Source organism: Williamsia herbipolensis (assembly GCF_000964005.1).
In the GTDB taxonomy this organism is placed as follows: domain Bacteria; phylum Actinomycetota; class Actinomycetes; order Mycobacteriales; family Mycobacteriaceae; genus Williamsia_A; species Williamsia_A herbipolensis.
Genome location: NZ_JXYP01000023.1, coordinates 1 through 17,543, shown reverse-complemented (window position 1 = coordinate 17,543; position 17,543 = coordinate 1). Strand labels below are relative to the sequence as shown.

Genomic DNA, 17,543 nt, shown 5'->3' with positions numbered 1-17,543 from the left:
CCAGGAGGAGTGGGCGCAGGAGGATCCGGCATCGGGGGACCGGGCTCGGGCACGGGCGTCGGTATCGGCGGGCCGGGATCCGGCGGTTCCGGTGGCGAAGGCGCAGGTATCGGTTGTCCCATGTGCATCTCCCGTCGCAGGCGTGTGCCGTTCACGCTACGCCGCGTGTGCCCTCATCAGGGCCCGGACGGATCGCGCCACCCCTGCCGCGTCGAGCCCGGAGACCTGCAGGTGCTGCTCGGGGGTTCCGTAGAGCCGGCGTTCGGCGCGGCCGTGACCCAACGACAGGAGTCGGTGCGGCCGGTCGAGGAGGGCACCCGACACGACGTGCGCCGACGTTCCGGCCAGGTACGGCTCGACCAACACCACGTCGGGGTGTTCGCCGGACGTGTTGTGCGCCAACGCTCTCGACAGCCCAACGGTGTCGAGTGGTCGGACGGTCGCGGTGTAGCAGACGGTCGCCTCGACGCCCTCGGTGTGGGCGATCTCCGCCGCGGCGGCCAGTGCGGCGTCGAGAACAGGGCCGACGGCGAGGATCACGAGGTTCGACGATCCGGGCCGCACGATGTGCAGCTGACCGTCGGCGGCGTCGAAGGTGGCCGAGTTCTGCTGTGCCGTCACGCGAACGTAGTGGCGTCCGCGGCGCCGGTGGGCCGCACGCATCACCGCCTCGACCTCGGCGGCGGTGCCCGGTACGTGGATCGCGATTCCGGGGACCGCGTCGATCAGCGCGACGTCGGCGTCGGTCTGGTGGGTGCGTCCGGTGGTCGACATGTCGACCGATCCGCCGGTCGAGACCAGGAGCCCGTCGACGTCCTGGTGGCCGAAGCCCAGCTTGATCTGCTCGTAGGCGCGTTCGACGAGGAAAGGCGCGAAGGTGTGCACGATCGGGAACATGCCGGCCAGCGACATCCCGGCACCGACGTTCACCAGGAGCTGTTCCCGGATGCCGACATTGACGACGCGGTCGGGGTGGCGCGCGGCTGCGCCGCCGAAGAACTGTCCGCCGATCTCGGCGTAGACGAGTGCGGTGTCGGGGTCGCGGTCGACGAGGTCGACAGCGGTGTCCGCGAATCGGGTTCGTGGATCGGTCATGACTTCGCCTCCACCCTGGCGACGACCGCCCGCGGACCCGGCTCGGACGGCTGCAGCGCGCCGAGGATCGCGGTCGGATCGTGCCCGTCGATCTCGGCGGTCGACCACGATTCGAGCGCGAATCGCGCCGCGAGGCGGTGCGGCCGGCGATGGGTGGCCGAGGCGTTGTCGATGACGATGACGGTCAGACCGTCGAGCCCGATGGCGCCGGCGAAGGCGATGGCCTCGTCGTTGGACCCCTCGTCGAGTTCGGCGTCGCCGACGAGGACGAACACACGGGCACGGCTCCCGCGGGCACCCAATGCGAGTGCGGTGCCGACGGCGAGCGGCAGCCCGTGGCCGAGCGATCCCGAGGAGATCTCGCATCCGGGGATCAGCGCCCGGTCGGGGTGGGCGCCGAGCGGGGAGTCGACCGACGTCCAGTGATCGAGCCACTCGACCGGGAAGTAGCCGTGTGCGGCCAGCGTCGCGTAGAACGCCATGGGCCCATGACCTTTGGACAGATAGAACCGGTCGCGGTCGGGATCGTCGAGGCGGTCGGGGGAGATGTCGAGGACGTGGTGGTAGAGCGTCCACACCACGTCGAGGGTGGACAGTGCGGCTGCGTCGTGTTTCTCGTCGCCGGTCATCCGCGCCATCAGCGCGGTGAGGTCGCGACGACCCAGGGGTGTCGTGGTGGTCATGGGACCACGATGCAACCTCGACCTTTGTTCAGGTCAAGCGCTCGCGTCGATTCAGTGCTGGTGCCCGTTGAGCTCGGCCTGCTTGCCGTTGCCGCGGACGAGGCGCTTGGGCAGGCGGCCGGCGAGGTCGGACAGCGGGGTGACAGCGTTGTTCAGCACGTCGACGGCGTCGCGCAGTTCGTGCACCGTCTCCTGGATCGCGACGATGCTGGGGGCGAGCTGGCTGATGACCTCGGTCAGCTCGGTGATGCGGTCGATGGTGCCGCCCGGGGCGATCGCGCGCTCGACGGCACCGCCCTCGCCGACGAGCTGGTCGAGGAGTCCGCCGTCGTCGACGAGTCGGTCGATGATGCCGCCGGTCTCGGTCATCTTGTTGAGCAGCCCGTTCTCGGCGGTCAGCTTGTCGACCACCCCGCCCTCGCCGGTGAGGCGTTCGAGTATGCCCTCGTTCTCGGTGAACTGGTCGATGACGCCGCCCTTGCGGGACAGACGATCCAGCGGTCCGCCCTTGGAGGCCAGGCGGATGAGGATTCCGTCCTCCTCGGCCATCTGGTCGAGGAGACCGTCGCGGGCGGTGAGGCGTTCGAGTGAGCCGTCGGCCTCGGTGAGCCGATCGACGACGCCGCCGGGCGACAACAGGCGGTCGAGGGCGCCGTCCTGCGCCAGCATCTTGCCGATGGGACGGTCGGGGCCGAGCATCTCGGCGATCTGCCCGATGAGGGCGAGCGGCGTCCGCGCCGAGAAGTTGGTGGTGTCCTCGACGCCGAAGACGTTGTTGACCTCGTGGGCGACGTTCTCGAAGGTCAGGCGCGCGATGGTCACGCTCGACTCGACCGCGGCCAGTGCCACACCGGTCACGGCGAAGCCGACCTTGAACGGCAGCGTGTAACCGACTCTCACATCCATGGATGACAGGTTATGCCATCGCGGTGTGACGGAGAACTCATCACCGGGTTCCCCTGTCCGGGCTCGCCGAAGCGGGCGGTCAGGCCTCCGACTTCGCCTTGGCCTTCTGTTCCTTCTTGAACGCCCGGACCTTGTTCAGGGACTCCTCGTCGACGACGTCGGCGACCGAGCGGAATCCCTTCTTGCCGTAGTCGCCGACCGCGGTCGTCCAGCCCTTGGGCTTGACGTCGAGCTGCTTGGCCAGCAGGGCGGTGAAGATCTTGGCCTTCTGCTCACCGAATCCGGGTAGTGCGTTGATCCGCTTCACCAGATCGGCGCCGCTGGTGGCCTCGGTCCAGATACGCGTGGTGTCGCCGTCGTACTCGGCGACGATCACGTTCGCCAGGTCCTGCAGTCGCTTGGCCATCGACCGCCCGTAGCGGTGGATCGCCGGGGGAGTGGCACACAGTTCGGCGAACGCGTCGGGATCGGCCGTCGCGATCTTCTCCGGGTCGAGCGTGCCGAACCGGTCGAGGACCTTCGCCGGCCCGGCGAACGCGCGTTCCATCGGGAACTGCTGATCGAGCAGCATGCCGGCCAACAGGGCGAACGGATCGTTCGACAACAGCTCGTCGGCGGCCGGGTCCTGGGCGATCTGCAGTGTGACCATGTCGGGAGTCTAACTTTTGCCGCCGCACCGGTCCGCCTCGCGACACCTGCGTCGATCGCCGACTCGGCGGGGTGGGTGGGGAGTAGCGTTCCCCACGGCACAGGGTGGTCCGGAAACGGCGGGGCCCTCGGCGCCGATCCCACTCTCCACGAAGCAGATCGGGGTGGTCAGGTGAGCACATCGGCTCAGGACACCAAACAAGACCAACACCTCGCCAAGGTCATCGGCGTCACCGTCGCCGCGGCGGTCGGCGGCTTCCTCTTCGGGTTCGACAGTTCCGTGGTCAACGGTGCCGTCGACTCCATCGGGTCACACTTCGAGCTGAGCGAGTTCTTCAAGGGCTTCGCCGTCGCCGTGGCCCTGCTCGGTTGCGCACTCGGCGCGTGGTTCGCCGGTCGCCTCGCCGACAAGTGGGGCCGCAAGCCGGTGATGCTCGTGGGCTCGTTCCTGTTCCTCATCTCCTCGATCGGGACCGGATTCGCCTGGAGCGTCCCGGATCTGATCGTCTGGCGCATCCTCGGCGGCCTCGGCATCGGTATCGCCTCGGTGATCGCGCCGGCCTACATCGCCGAGATCGCGCCCGCGAAGTTCCGCGGCGCGCTGGGGTCGATGCAGCAGCTCGCCATCACCATCGGCATCTTCATCGCCCTGCTCTCGGACTCCCTGCTGCAGGACAGTGCCGGCGGCGCGTCCAACGACCTGTGGTTCGGTATCGAGGCCTGGCGCTGGATGTTCTTCGTCGGCGTCATCCCGGCGATCGTCTACGGCGTCCTCGCCCTGATGATCCCCGAGTCGCCGCGCTACCTCGTCGGCAACAACCTCGACGAGGAGGCCGCCCGCATCCTGCGCGAGGTGACCGGTGAGAAGGATCCGCTCAACCGCGTCAAGGAGATCCGCCTGACGCTCAAGCGTGAGTCCAACGTGTCGCTCAAGGACATCCGCGGCCCGTCGTTCGGTCTGCACCCCCTGGTGTGGGTGGGCATCTGGATCGCCGTGCTGCAGCAGTTCGTCGGCATCAACGCGATCTTCTACTACTCGACCACCCTGTGGCAGTCCGTCGGGTTCTCCGAGAGCGAGTCGTTCAAGACATCGGTGATCACCGGTGTCATCAACGTCGTGATGACCTTCGGGGCCATCCTGTTCGTCGACCGCATCGGTCGTCGCCGTCTGCTGAAGATCGGCTCGGTCGGCATGTTCATCGGCCTGGTGCTCGCGGCGATCGCGTTCACCCAGCAGCAGGGCTCGGGTGACTCGGTCACGCTGCCCGACACCTACGGCACCCTCGCCCTGATCGGCGCCAACCTCTTCGTGGTCGCCTTCGCCGCGACGTGGGGCCCGGTCATGTGGGTGATGCTCGGCGAGATGTTCCCCAACCGCATCCGCGGTGTCGCCCTCGGTGTCTGCACCGCGATGAACTGGATCGCCAACTTCGCGATCTCCCTGCTGTTCCCGCAGCTGAGCGAGAGCCTGGGCCTGGCCTACGTGTACGGGTTCTTCGCGCTGTGCGCGGCGATCTCGTACTTCTACGTGCAGTTCAAGGTGCCCGAGACGAACGGTATGGAACTCGAGGACATGGGCGACCTCCGCAGCGGGAAGACGATTCCGACCGAGGTCTCCTGACCCGGGTTCATCGCGACCCGTTCCCGACACGACGACGGCCGGCCGAGGGGTTCCCTCGACCGGCCGTCGTCGTCGTGCGTCAGGCGTTGGTGATGCCCACCATCGGGAGGAAGAAGCAGCTGCGACCGCCGCTGTTCACCGTTCCGAACACCGCGGAGAGAACGGTGCCCTTGCCGGTGGCCACCGGGGCCAGCCGGGTTCCTGCGGGCGCGATGGTGGTGAGCACGGTCTTCACCGTGGCGACGGCGACGTCGCGGATCGGCCCGGCCGGGACCCCCGCGAGGTAACGGTCGATGATCGTCTGCGACGCGTCACCCATCTGGGCGAAGCCGCCCTTGCCGGAGTTGATGTTGAACCAGGCGACCTGCATGCCCGCGGTGTTCGCGTCGGGTGTGATGCCGGCGGGCACGAAGCCGTAGAGCGTCTCACCACTCTTGACGATGTTCGGGTCGATCCCGTTGATCATCGGCAGCGCCGGGAGCCCCGGTGCCGAGTAGGGCCCGGCGACCGCGCCGCCCACAGCGGGGGCGAGGCCGAACGGGTTGGTCGAGGTCGGCGCGACGCAGTTGAACGCCACCGACGGGTTGAGGAACGGCTGGATGCCGAGTTTGCGCAGGGTGTCGTTGGCCTGGGCGAGGAGTGCGCCGATGTCCTGACCCGATGCGGTGGGGGTCTGCTGTTGGGTCGCGGTGGAGTTGCTGGTCAGCGCCGAGAGGGCAGCCGCGGCGACCGAGTCGACGGGCGTGCTCTGGCCGGCCGGCACGGTGGTGGTGGTGGGCACGGCGCCGGCCGGTGCGGCTGCGACGGCGATGGCCGCGGCACTGATCGCGGCGGCGACGCCGGTGCGCAGAGCGGCGCGGCGCGCGCGGGTGTGGATCGGCATGGGGTCGGGCTCCTCGAAGCTCATGGCCGGTCTCGGCGAGGTGTCGGTCGACGCGCCGAGGGAGTGTGACAGAAGTGGCCAGGGGGGTACGAGTGAACATTCGCACGAGTGTCCGCGAGCCGCAATGCACGTGATCGAGATGAGACGCGACCGGGACCGAATCGCGTTTGGTACTGGTGCGCACAACAATTCACCCGCCGAAGGCGTGTGCCGTGGCGGGTGAATGGGAGTTCGTCGAGCGCTGGGTCAGATGTAGGACAGGCCCACGGTCGGGACGATGGTGCAGCTGTTCACGCGGTTGTTGTTCTTCGTCGTCACCGCGCCGTAGATGGCGGAGAGGACGCGACCCCGGCCGGTGTTGGCGATCGCGGTGAAGGTGCCGGGACCGTTGACGGCGTTGATCTTCGCGTTGCGCTTGAGGTTGATCTGCCCGGTCCTGCCGGTGTCGATGTTGATCCAGATCGCGATCAGCGGGTTGCGTGCGTTGTCGACGGCGGGGCCGGTGCCCAGGCTGGTGTAGACGTAGCCGGCCTGTCCGCGGGCGGGGCCCGGAGCCGGGGCGGCCTGCGGACCCGCGGTCACCAGTGCGGTGCCGACCGAGTTCCCGGCGGGGGTGCAACCGAAACCGATGGTGGGGTAGAGGAACTGCTGGATCTTCGGGGCGTTGGGGCCCGTCGGGATGATCGGATCGTTGTTCGCCGCCTTGTTGTTCGCGGCGGCGACCTTGGCGACCTGCGACGGCTTGGCGGTGTTGTTCAGGAATCCGACGACCTGGTCCCAGATGGCCCCGACCTGCGGGGGCACACCCTTCGCGGTCGCGAGCGCGGTGGCCTGCGAGATCAGGGCCGGATTGGCCTTGCCGTCGGGACCGGGGGTGGCGACCGATCCGATGATCGCGGGGAAGAAGGCGCCGACCGAATCGAGCGTCTGCTGGTCGACCTTCGGCGCGCCGGCGGCCGGAGCTGCGGCGAACGGAGCGGCGGTGGCGACCGCCGGTGCGGCCAGGGCGGTCATCACGGCGAACGCCGTGATGGAGACGGCCCGACGGGTCAACGACCCGGGACGCGCGCCTGCGTTTCGCACTAGAACACCCTTCACAGCGTGGTACTTCCCGTCTGTGGCGACACAACCGTGGTCGCCGTCGAATCTTGTCGTCCCCGTCGGCGACCTCGAGGGGCGCCGCGGGTGAGTCTAGGCGGTCGCCGCGTGTCGACAACCGTCCAGGGACCATAGCGTGATACCAGAGTGACCCATGTGACTGGTGATGCGATTGTTACGCGCTGCACACACGATCGACACCGGCAGTCAGACACTCGGCCCAGGCGCGAGGGAGTCGTATTCCCGCGCCGATTCCAGGTCGAGAACGGTCAATCCTCCCGCTGAGTGTGTGCTCAGGGCCAGCGTGACCGTGCGCCAGCGGATGTCGATGTCGGGATGGTGGTCGCGGCGCTCGGCCACCTCGGCCACCCGCCGCACGAAATCGATCGCCGCGGGGAACGACGGTGCCTCGACCGACCGTCGGATCACGCCGTCGCCCCACTCCCACAGGGGCAGGGTCGGGCGCGCTGCCTCGATCTCGTCGGGATCGAGCGGTCGAGGTCCGGTGGCGGAGTCGTCGGATGCCATGCATCCATGGTGCACCCCGCCCCGCCTGCAGCGTGCTGGTTAGATCGCGGAAGAAGAACTCCGCGCCCGGACGCCGTGTCCGGAGCGCTGGTGGTGGAGGAGGTCGATCGGGGTGCAGCGGTGGGGTCGCAGGGCGATGATCGTGGTGATGGGTGCGGCGCTGACCGCGTCGATGGCGACAGCGTGCGGTGACTCCGACTCGACGGCGTCGGTCACGCTGCTCACCCACGATTCCTTCGCCCTACCCGACTCGGTGATCGCGGACTTCCGCAAGCAGACCGGCCTGGAGCTGAAGGTGTCGCAGTCGGGCGACGCGGGACAGCTGACCTCGGAGGTGTCGCTGACCCCGGGGCGGCCCAAGGCCGACGCGGTCTACGGCATCGACAACACCTTCGCCTCGCGCGCCATCCAGGCCGGCGCGCTCGAGTCCTATCGCTCACCGGCGCTGGTCGGCGGCGCGGCGCAGTACGCGCTCAACGGCGACAAGGACGAGCTGACGCCGGTCGACCGCGGCGACGTCTGCGTCAACGTCGACACGGCATGGTTCGCGCAGCGCAACATCCCCGCCCCGACCTCGATCGCCCAGCTCACCGACGCCCGCTACCGCGGTGACACCGTGGTCATGGACCCGGCGACCTCGTCGCCGGGTCTGGGCTTCCTGCTCGCCACGATCGCCGCCGACCCGTCGAACTGGCAGGACTACTGGCGCGCCATGCGCGCCAACGACGTCACCGTCGTGTCGGGCTGGGAGATCGGGTACAACCAGCAGTTCTCCGGCGGAGAAGGCAAGGGCCCCAAGCCCATCGTCGTGTCGTACGCCTCGTCGCCCGCGGCGAACCCCGCGACGAAGGCGCTGCTCGACGGATGCTTCCGACAGGTCGAGTACGTGGGCGTGCTCAAGGGTGCGGCCAACACCGACGGGGCGAAGAAGCTGGTCGACTTCATGTTGAGTCCGCAGGTGCAGCAGGCGCTGCCGGACTCGATGTACGTCTATCCCGTCCGCGACGGCGTGACGTTGCCGGAGACGTGGCAGAAGTACGCGCCGTTGCCCACCTCGACGGTGGAGCTGTCGGCGGCCTCGATCGCACGGAACCGCGAGGACTGGCAGAAGCAGTGGCGCACGATCCTGGGGCGTTGAGGTCACGGCCACCGCGAACGCGGTGACCGGCGCGGGACGGCTGCGACCGGTCCGGCGCCGCCGCGGCGAGACCGGCGACACCGGCCACCGCCGCGGCGAGACCGGCGACACCGGCCACCGCCGCGGCGAGACCGGCGACACCGGCCACCGCCGCGTCGTCGCGGTCCTGACCGTGATCCCCCTGGCCTTCATCGGCGTCTTCTTCGTGTGGCCGGTCGGAGCGTTGGTCGTCCGCGCGGTCGGGGTGTCCGACGGTGAGGGTCTGCTCGACCTGGCCCGTCGCACCGACGCCTGGGGTCTGCTCGGGTTCACCCTCGCCCAGGCCGCGGGCTCGACGCTGGTGACCCTCGTGGTCGCGGCGCCGATCATCTGGTTGGTCGCCACCTGCAGCGCGCGCACCTCGACCTTGCTGATGGTCGGGGTGACCATTCCCTTCGTGCTGCCGACGGTGGTGGTGGGCATGGCGTTTCGGGCCATCGTGTCCCCGGGTGGGCCGCTGTCGGGTCTCGGCCTCGACGGCAGCGTCGCCTCGATCCTCGCCGCCCACGCCTTCCTCAACATCGCTGTCGTGGTGCGCGTGGTCGGGTCGGCGTGGCGCACGCAGGATCCTCGCGCCGAACTGGCCGCCCGCACCCTCGGGGCCACCCCGTGGCGCGCCTTCACCACCGTGGTGCTTCCGCGTCTGATCGTCCCAATCCTGTCCGCGTCGGCGCTGGTGTTCCTGTTCTGCTCCACCAGTTTCGGCGTGGTCCTCATCCTCGGCAACGGCCGCTGGCAGACCATCGAGACCGCCGTCTACACCCAGGCGATCGGCTACTTCGACCTCCCCGCGGCGGTGACCCTGTCGCTGCTGCAGATCGTCGTGGTGATCGTCGTCGTCGCGATCTCCGGGTGGGTGACGCCGCGGACCGTCGCGGTCGTCGCGCGCGAGGCCACGGCGCGGGTCCGCGGCCGGGCGTCGCAAGCGGTCGTCGCGGTGTGGGCGGTGGTCGTCCTGGTCGGACCGCTGTCGGTGGTGGTGATCCGATCGCTGCGTCCCACCGCCGGAGGGGAGTGGACGCTGTCGGGTTATCGGTCGCTGACCCGCGCGGTCAACGGTCAGACACCCCTGCAGACACTGCAGTACAGCGTCGTCAGTGCACTGTGGGCGATGGTGCTGTCGGTGGTGATCGGCCTGCTCGCGGCGATCGCGCTGCAACGCGCCCGGGGGACGGCGGCCACGGTGGGCTCGGCGCTCGCCCTGGTCCCGCTCGGTGTCAGTGCGGTGACCGTCGGTTTCGGCTATCTCATCGTGCTCGCCTCGCTGCCCGCCGGTGTCGCGTCGTGGCCGGGGTTGATCCCGGCCGTACAGGCACTCATCGCGGTACCGGTGGTGATCCGTGTGATCGCCCCCGCGCTCGCGGCGATCCCGCCTCGGCTGCGCCATGCGGCGGCGACCCTGGGTGCCGGACCGTGGCGGGTGTGGCGCACGGTCGACCTGCCGCTCATCTGGCGTCCGCTGGCGGCGTCGGGGGCGTTCGCCTTCATCATCGCCGTCGGCGAGTTCGGGGCGACCGGATTCCTGGCCCGGCCGGGCACCACCACGCTGCCGGTGCTGATCGGCTCGGCACTCAACCGCCCCGGCGCCGACAATCTGGCGACCGCGATGGCGTGCTCGGTGCTCATGATCGTCGTCACCGCGATCGCCGTGGTCGTGATGGAGTCGTTCCGCACCGTCTCGGGCGGTGACCTGTGACGCTCGAGGTGCGTTCGCTGCGCGTCACCTACGACGACGAGGTGGTCATCGACGACATCGACCTCGACATCGGCACCGCCGATGCGCCGGTGACCGCTCTGCTCGGCCCGTCGGGGTGCGGGAAGTCGACGCTCATCCGTGCGATCGCGGGGATCGAACCGATCGCCGGCGGCACCGTGCGATTCGACGGTGTCGACCTGGCCGCCGTGCCGACCCACCGACGCGACTTCGGCGTGGTCTTCCAGGACGGCCAGCTGCTGCCGGGACGCACGGTCGGACAGAACATCGCCTACGGCCTGCGCGCGCGCCGGTGGTCACGCGCGGCGAGCGCGGAACGGGTCGCCGAGTTGCTCGATCTCGTCGGGCTCTCCGGTCTCGCCGATCGCGCGGTCACCGAGTTGTCCGGCGGGCAGGCCCAACGTGTGGCGCTGGCCCGCGCGCTGGCGCCGCGCCCACGGTTGCTGCTGCTCGACGAACCGCTCTCCTCGCTCGACCGCCGGCTGCGTGAGCGGCTCGCCGCCGAGATCGCCGAGATCCTGCGCGTCGCCGGGACCCCGGCGATCCTCGTGACACACGATCACCAGGAGGCCGCCGTCATCGCCGACCGGATCTCGGTCATGTCGGAGGGCCGCATCGTGCAATCCGGTGCGCCCGAGACGATCTGGCGTCGACCGGTCGACGAGTGGGTGGCCCGGTTCGTCGGATGCACCACCCTGATCGGCGGGCACCTCGTGCGCGATGCCGACACCGGTGCGACGACGGTGCAGACCGTGCTCGGAACCGTCGCCCTCGCCGGGCGACTGTTCGACGGTGGATCCGACGGTGCGAGTGGGGAGGTCGTCGTGGGTCTGCGACCGCGATCGGTGGTGGTGTGCGGCGAGGAGCGCGGGGTGCGCGCGATTGTGCGCAGTGTCGCGGCATTGCCCGAGGAGCACCTCCTGTCGGTCGCCCTCGACGACGGGACAATCGTGTCGGCGGTGTCCACACCCGCTCTGTCGGTGGGTGAGACCGTCGGGGTCGGCATCGATCCCGACCGTGTCGCGGTGATCGGATGACCCGCACGGTCGTGGCCGGCGCGGTGATCGACGGGCCGCGGCTGCTCGTCGCGCAGCGCTCCCGACCACCGGAGCTCGCGGGGTTGTGGGAGCTGCCCGGCGGCAAGGTGGAGCCGGGGGAGTCGCCGCAGGAGGCACTGGCCCGCGAGTTGGGCGAGGAACTCGGCATCGAGGTGACCGTCCACGAGACGGTGGGCGGTCGCGTCGAGGTGGCGCCGGGTGTCGACCTGATCGCGATGCGCTGCGTGCTGCGCGACGGGACACCCACGGCGACCGAACATCTCGCCGTCCGGTGGGTCGACGCCGACTGGCTGCGCGCCCTCGCCGACGCCGGGGCGGTGGTCCCCGCCGACACCGCGTGGCTCCCAGACCTCCTCGCGCTCCTCGACGCGCCCGACGCCCAGTAAGGATCAGCGACCATGTCCCTGCCCCCGACACGTGGATTCGATCCCGGCGACGACACCGATCCGTTCGCGAAACCCCCCAGTCGGTCGCCGAACACCGGTGCCTGGATCATCCTGGGAGCGGCGGTGATCCTGCTCGTCATCGTGATCGCCGTGGTGGTGGGGACGGGCGGATCCGACGATCCGGTCGCCGCGCCGCCGGTCACGGTCACCGTCGCGCCGAGTACCACGGTCAGCGCCCCGTCGTCGACCCCCTCATCGGCGTCCCCGGCCTCGACCACCGACGCGCCACGGTCGACGACCGCGGCGTCCGGCGAGGGCATCATGCCGCAGGTCGTGTGCATGAACCTTCAGGCGGCCCAGGATCTCATCCAGCGCACCGGTGTCTTCTACTCCCGGAGCCGCGACGCGACCGGCGCCGGGCGCGCGCAGATCTTCGACCGCAACTGGATCGTCGTCGCGCAGTCACCGGCGGCCGGTGCGCGCATCGGCGAGGGCGACGCGGTGCTGTCGGTGGTCAAGACCGACGAGCCCAACCCCTGCTAGGAACGGTTGTCGCCGAACGGGTCGGCGTCGGTTCAGCCGACGGGGATCCGCGACAGGTCGGTGCGCATCATCATGACGTTGTAGTCGAGCCACCGCGAGGCCGTGAAGTAGAGGTACTGGTCGTTGCCGCCGTTGGAGGGATAGATGTACGGCGCGTAGACCCCGCCGAGCTGTTGGCTGGTGAGCAGGGTGGTCGGTGCGCTGAACGGTCCCTGCGGTGCCGTCGCGGTGCGCATCACGAGGTTGCCGGTGGTCTCGTTGCCGTAGAGCATCACGTAACGCTGGAGACGGTTGTTCCACGCCACCGACAGTTCGCTGACCGGTTCGGTGACAACGGCTTTCGACTTCGTGGTGTCGGGCGACCACGTCTTGGTGGGGTCGCTGTCGCCGGTGTAGTACTGGTACTTGCTCAGGTCGAGGATGTTCCCGGGCAGGAATCGGCAGAGGAACGCGGCGCCGAAGCGTCCGTTGGGTGTCCCGTACTGGTAGATGTACGGGTCGTCGTGCCCGCGGAGGTACGCGTTCTGCTGGTACTTGCCGTTGCTGTCGTCGACCTGCTCGACCCCCGGAACGGTGACCGGGAGGTTCAGGCGCACGGTCTGCGGTTGTGTCGCCCACGTCTGACCGTTGTCGCTCGAGACCGCGATGGCCGAGGAGTTGGTGACCCACCGCCCCGGTCCGCCCCACTGCCGTACCGACATGTAGTTCATGTACTGCTTGCCGTCGATCGCGATGGCCGCGGTCGGGATGGTGGTCACCTCGACCCCCGCGATCTCGAGTGCGGGGATCGACTCGGTGGCGAACGTGGGTGCGCCCGAACCGACCACGGCGCCCGAGCGGACGTCACCGGGGACGCCGTTGCCGATGGTCACGCCGTCGGCCGGGTTGGTGTCGGTGGTGCGCAGGATCAGGTTGTGGCGCCACTGCTGGCCGGCGGCGTTGCAGTTGCCGAACGTGTCGCCGAAGGCCATGAGGGTCTGACCCGTGCCGTTGTCCCAGGCGATCCCGAGGTCGGTGCCGGAGATGCCGAAGCGCGCCTCGGTGTTGTTGGGGGACTTCGCCCCGGTCACCCATGCGACCGGTGTGGTGTTGCCGCCGTTGACCGTCGGCAGCGGCCCCTGCGAGCTGCTCTTGCCCAACAGCGGGCCGCCGCTGCTGCCGAAGCTGCCGAACGCGTTGCCGATGGCGTTGCCCAGCGGGCTCGATCCGAGCAGTCCGGCGTTGCCGCACGGCGCCGCCGACGCGGTGCCCGCCACCCCGAGGCCGACCAGGGTCGCCGCTGCGGTGCACACGGTGGTCAGCAGGACGGCACTGCGGCGCAGGACGGGCATGACGCTCCTCGAGAGGCGGGACCCCAGGCCACGAGCCGACACCGATGATGGTGCGTGTGTGACTGGTGAGGCGGTGGGGTTTACCCGCCGACTATCCACGACTTCCGTACGGCAGCGGGAATCCAGGATCGGTTTGCGGCCGAACGGTCATCGGATCGTTACGGCCGTGAGGGTTCGGTCAGGGCACCCGGATGAGCGAGAGATCGGTGCGCATCATCATGACGTTGTAGTCCTGCCACCGCGACGCCGTGAAGTAGAGGTACGGGCTGTCCGGCGACGTCCCGGCGTAGATGTACGGGGCATACACGCCGCTGAGCTGCCCCGAGGTGAGCAGCGTGGTCGGGCCGCTCCACGGGCCCTGCGGCGTCCGGGAGGTGCGCAGGGTGATCGATCCGCGGTTCTCGTCGCCAGTCAGCATCACGAAGCGTCCGATCCGGGCGTTCCACGCCACCGACAGCTCGCCGACCGGCTCGCGCACCACCGAGTTCGACTTCGTCTTGTCGGGCGACCACGGGGTCTTGCGATCGCCGGTGAAGTACTCGTACTTGCCGAGGTCGAGGATGTCCGCGGGACGGAAGCGCGCCAGGAAGGCGGCGCCGAAGCGGCCGTTGGGTGTGCCGTACTGATAGATGAAGCCGTCGCGCCCGTCGACGTAGGCGCTCTGCTGGAACTTGCCGTTGCTGTCGTCGACGACGCGCACCCCCGGCGACGGCGCGGGGAGGTTGGGGCGCACGGTGCTCTGCGCCGTGGTCCACGTCTGCCCGTTGTCCCGCGACACCGCGATCGCCGAGTAGTTGGTCACCCAGCGCCCGGCCGCGCCCCACGACCGCACCGACATGTAGTTCATGAACTGGATGCCGTTGATGGCGATACCCGCGGTGGGGATGGAGGTGATGGCCACCCCCGGTACGCCGGGCGAGCCGACGGCCTCCGACGCCGTACGCGGCGCGGCCGCCGACACCGATACGCCCGAGCGGATGTCACCGGGGATACCGGGGCCGATGACGAGCCCGTTGTCGGGATCGGTGTCGGTGGTCCGCATGATCGTGTTGTGGCGCCACTGCTGACCCGGCGCGTTGCAATCGCCGTAGGTGTCGCCGAAGGCCATGAGGGTCTGACCCGAGCCGTTGTCCCACGAGATGCCGAGATCGGTCCCGGAGATCCCGAAGCGGGTGTCGGTGCGATTGTTCGACAGCGCGCCGGTGACCCATCCGATGGTGCGGCTGGTCCCGGTGCTGATGCGCGGCAACGGTTTCTGGTCGCTCCGGCTGCCCAGCAGCCCGCCGAAACTGCTCCCGAAGGCCAGGCTGGAGCCGAAGATTCCCTTGTTGCCACACGGCGCCGCCGAGGCCGGCGCGGTGACGCCGACCGCCGCCGCCAATGATGCGGTCAGGCAGGCGGTGGTGATGACAGCCAGAAGCGAACGCGATCGCACGATTGGACCCTCCCCATGAACGTCCGGGCGATGTCACCCATGCGAACGGGCTTCTCGGGGGACTTCGGCCCGAGGTCAGGCCGCGCGTGCCTTCTTCAGGGCTTTCGAGAACTGTTTGTTCGTGAACTCGTCGGCGTCGATCTTGCGCAGACGGTGCAGGACGACGGGGCAGCTGGTGCACCGCATGGACTTGCGGCAGCACTTCTTCTTGGACTTCGCCGTGTGCAGCGTCGTCGGCGTGATCTTCTTCGACACGAGCGTCATGTTAGCAGAGCCTTACCTTCGCGATGTGGGCGTGAGCGTCATCTCACCCGCGGTACCGATACCCTGGTATGCGGTCGCGCACCAGTCCGGCCTTCTTTGCCATGTCGTGACCCTCGAGTCCACCACCCGAAAGAAATCTCAGTGACTGCTGTTCCGAATTTCCGCAACGTCGCGATCGTGGCCCACGTCGACCACGGCAAGACCACCCTGGTCGACGCGATGCTTCGCCAATCCGGCGTGTTCACCGAGCGTGAGGAAGTGGTCGACCGGGTGATGGACTCCGGTGACCTCGAGCGCGAGAAGGGCATCACCATCCTCGCGAAGAACACCGCGGTGCACCGGGTCCAGCCCGACGGCACCGAGGTGATCATCAACGTCATCGACACCCCCGGCCACGCCGACTTCGGCGGCGAGGTCGAGCGCGGACTGTCCATGGTCGACGGTGTCGTGCTGCTCGTCGACGCCTCCGAGGGCCCCCTGCCGCAGACCCGGTTCGTGCTGCGCAAGGCGCTCGCCGCATCGCTGCCCGTCATCCTGCTGGTCAACAAGACCGACCGTCCCGACGCCCGCATCGCCGAGGTCGTCGAGGAGAGCCACGACCTGCTGCTCGATCTCGCCTCCGACGTCGACGACGAGGCGGCCGAGGCCGCCGAACTCGCGCTCGACCTGCCGGTGCTCTACGCCTCGGGCCGCGCGGGCATCGCCAGCACCGTCGCACCCGAGAACGGCAACGTGCCCGAGGGCGAGAACCTCGACCCGTTCTTCGACGTGCTGATGAGCTACGTCCCCGCCCCCAAGGGCGACGTGAACGCCCCGCTGCAGGCCCACGTCACCAACCTCGATGCCTCGGCCTTCCTCGGTCGCCTCGCACTCGTCCGCATCCACAACGGCACCCTCACCAAGGGACAGACCGTGTCGTGGATGCGCGAGGTCGACGGCGCGCCGGTCATCGAGCGGTCCAAGATCACCGAACTGCTCGCCACCGTCGGCGTCGAGCGCACCCCGGCCGAGAAGGCCGTCGCCGGCGACATCGTCGCCGTCGCGGGCATGCCCGAGATCATGATCGGCGACACCCTCGCCGATCTCGAGAACCCGGTCGCCCTGCCGCGCATCACCGTCGACGAGCCCGCCATCTCGGTCACCATCGGCACCAACACCTCACCCCTCGTCGGTCGGGTCAAGGGCCACAAGCTGACCTCGCGCATGGTCAAGTCGCGCCTCGACCAGGAACTGGTCGGCAACGTGTCGCTGCGTGTGCTCGACATCGGTCGCCCGGACGCCTGGGAGGTCCAGGGTCGTGGCGAGCTCGCGCTGGCGATCCTCGTGGAGCAGATGCGTCGCGAGGGCTTCGAGCTGACCGTCGGCAAGCCGCAGGTGGTCACCCGCCAGGTCGACGGCAAGCTGCACGAGCCGTTCGAGCACCTCACCGTCGACGTGCCCGAGGAGTACCTCGGCGCGGTCACGCAGCTCCTGGCGGCCCGCAAGGGACGCATGGGGGAGATGACCAACCACGGCAGCGGCTGGGTCCGCATGGAGTTCGTGGTGCCCTCGCGCGGCCTCATCGGCTTCCGCACCGACTTCCTCACCGAGACCCGCGGCACCGGCATCGCCAACGCCGTCTTCGACGGCTACGCGCCGTGGGCCGGGGAGATCCGGGCACGCCACACCGGATCGCTCGTCTCCGACCGCTCCGGTTCGGTGACACCGTTCGCGATGATCCAGCTCGCCGACCGCGGGACGTTCTTCGTCGAGCCCGGCGCCGACGCCTACGAGGGCATGGTGGTGGGCATCAACCCGCGCCAGGAGGACCTCGACATCAACGTCACCCGTGAGAAGAAGCTGACCAACATGCGTCAGTCCTCGGCCGACGTGATGGAGACCCTCGCCAAGCCCATGCAGCTCGATCTCGAGGCGGCCATGGAGTTCTGTGCCGGCGACGAGTGCGTCGAGGTGACGCCGGAGGTCGTGCGCGTCCGCAAGGTGGAGCTCGACGCGACCGCCCGCGGCCGTGAGCGTTCGCGCGCCAAGGCACGCAACCAGAGCGTCAGCTGATCTCGAGGCCGGTGGCGGTGGACGTCGCAGCGATGCGCAGACGCGCGCCCAGGTGGGCGGTGGTGCTCGGTTGTGTCGCGGTGCTCTCGACCGCGGCGTGCACCGCCGACCCGCCCCGGCG

The 17,543-nt window shown here is 69.2% G+C and carries 17 protein-coding genes; 7 read left to right on the top strand and 10 right to left on the bottom strand.

Features of this window, described 5'->3' with window-relative positions:
* Positions 1–156: 156 nt before the first annotated feature.
* From TU34_RS13790 to TU34_RS13775, 4 genes are all read right to left on the bottom strand, one after another.
* Positions 157–1,095 carry a transketolase family protein gene (locus tag TU34_RS13790; RefSeq protein WP_045823482.1) on the bottom strand — a complete coding sequence of 313 codons (939 nt, stop codon included), beginning with the start codon at positions 1,093–1,095 and terminating at the stop codon, positions 157–159.
* The gene (locus tag TU34_RS13785; protein ID WP_045823481.1) at positions 1,092–1,778 is read right to left on the bottom strand and encodes a transketolase; all 687 of its coding nucleotides are present in this window, start codon (positions 1,776–1,778) and stop codon (positions 1,092–1,094) included. The genes TU34_RS13790 and TU34_RS13785 overlap by 4 nt, the downstream gene beginning before the upstream one ends.
* 51 nt (positions 1,779–1,829) lie before the next feature.
* A complete protein-coding gene (locus tag TU34_RS13780; RefSeq protein WP_045823480.1) occupies positions 1,830–2,684 on the bottom strand; it encodes a hypothetical protein in 855 nt (284 codons plus the stop codon).
* Between the two features lie 79 nt (positions 2,685–2,763).
* Positions 2,764–3,333: an HhH-GPD-type base excision DNA repair protein gene (locus TU34_RS13775; protein ID WP_045823479.1), complete on the bottom strand. Its 570-nt coding sequence runs from the start codon at positions 3,331–3,333 to the stop codon at positions 2,764–2,766.
* 171 nt (positions 3,334–3,504) lie between these two features.
* On the opposite strand from TU34_RS13775, the gene TU34_RS13770 reads away from it, so the two are divergent.
* Entirely contained in the window at positions 3,505–4,953 is a 1,449-nt protein-coding gene (locus TU34_RS13770) for a sugar porter family MFS transporter (protein ID WP_045823478.1), read from the top strand.
* A gap of 79 nt (positions 4,954–5,032) precedes the next feature.
* Here TU34_RS13770 and TU34_RS13765 read toward each other — a convergent pair whose 3' ends face one another.
* From TU34_RS13765 to TU34_RS13755, 3 genes are all read right to left on the bottom strand, one after another.
* Complete coding sequence (locus tag TU34_RS13765; RefSeq protein WP_052688934.1) at positions 5,033–5,860, bottom strand: hypothetical protein; 828 nt, start codon at positions 5,858–5,860, stop codon at positions 5,033–5,035.
* 222 nt (positions 5,861–6,082) lie between these two features.
* Positions 6,083–6,850, bottom strand: a complete 768-nt coding sequence (locus TU34_RS13760; RefSeq protein ID WP_238981320.1) for an Rv1157c family protein — start codon at positions 6,848–6,850, stop codon at positions 6,083–6,085.
* Positions 6,851–7,141: 291 nt separating this feature from the next.
* A complete protein-coding gene (locus TU34_RS13755; protein WP_045823476.1) occupies positions 7,142–7,462 on the bottom strand; it encodes a 4a-hydroxytetrahydrobiopterin dehydratase in 321 nt (106 codons plus the stop codon).
* A gap of 112 nt (positions 7,463–7,574) precedes the next feature.
* Here TU34_RS13755 and TU34_RS13750 point away from each other — a divergent pair, with 112 nt between their 5' ends.
* The 5 genes from TU34_RS13750 to TU34_RS13730 are packed head-to-tail and all read left to right on the top strand — an operon-like array spanning position 7,575 to position 12,340.
* Positions 7,575–8,600 (top strand): thiamine ABC transporter substrate-binding protein, encoded by a 1,026-nt coding sequence (locus TU34_RS13750; protein ID WP_338063000.1) that lies wholly within the window; start codon positions 7,575–7,577, stop codon positions 8,598–8,600.
* Positions 8,601–8,622: 22 nt separating this feature from the next.
* A complete protein-coding gene (locus tag TU34_RS13745) occupies positions 8,623–10,335 on the top strand; it encodes an ABC transporter permease (RefSeq protein ID WP_420835185.1) in 1,713 nt (570 codons plus the stop codon).
* Complete coding sequence (locus tag TU34_RS13740) at positions 10,332–11,390, top strand: ABC transporter ATP-binding protein (RefSeq protein WP_045823474.1); 1,059 nt, start codon at positions 10,332–10,334, stop codon at positions 11,388–11,390. Before TU34_RS13745 ends, TU34_RS13740 begins: the two co-directional genes overlap by 4 nt.
* A complete protein-coding gene (locus TU34_RS13735) occupies positions 11,387–11,797 on the top strand; it encodes a (deoxy)nucleoside triphosphate pyrophosphohydrolase (RefSeq protein WP_045823473.1) in 411 nt (136 codons plus the stop codon). The genes TU34_RS13740 and TU34_RS13735 overlap by 4 nt, the downstream gene beginning before the upstream one ends.
* Positions 11,798–11,809: 12 nt before the next feature.
* On the top strand, positions 11,810–12,340 hold the full coding sequence (locus TU34_RS13730) for a PASTA domain-containing protein (protein ID WP_238981308.1): 531 nt from the start codon (positions 11,810–11,812) through the stop codon (positions 12,338–12,340).
* Positions 12,341–12,372: 32 nt separating this feature from the next.
* Here the strand turns inward: TU34_RS13730 and TU34_RS13725 are convergent, their stop codons facing one another.
* The 3 genes from TU34_RS13725 to TU34_RS13715 form a co-directional block, all read right to left on the bottom strand.
* Positions 12,373–13,671: a DUF4185 domain-containing protein gene (locus TU34_RS13725; protein WP_045823472.1), complete on the bottom strand. Its 1,299-nt coding sequence runs from the start codon at positions 13,669–13,671 to the stop codon at positions 12,373–12,375.
* Positions 13,672–13,849: 178 nt separating this feature from the next.
* Positions 13,850–15,106, bottom strand: a complete 1,257-nt coding sequence (locus tag TU34_RS13720) for a DUF4185 domain-containing protein (protein WP_082080285.1) — start codon at positions 15,104–15,106, stop codon at positions 13,850–13,852.
* A gap of 75 nt (positions 15,107–15,181) precedes the next feature.
* Positions 15,182–15,361, bottom strand: a complete 180-nt coding sequence (locus tag TU34_RS13715) for a hypothetical protein (RefSeq protein WP_055790494.1) — start codon at positions 15,359–15,361, stop codon at positions 15,182–15,184.
* A 150-nt stretch (positions 15,362–15,511) separates the two neighbouring features.
* Here TU34_RS13715 and typA point away from each other — a divergent pair, with 150 nt between their 5' ends.
* Positions 15,512–17,422: a translational GTPase TypA gene (gene typA, locus TU34_RS13710; RefSeq protein WP_045823470.1), complete on the top strand. Its 1,911-nt coding sequence runs from the start codon at positions 15,512–15,514 to the stop codon at positions 17,420–17,422.
* Positions 17,423–17,543 lie beyond the last annotated feature (121 nt).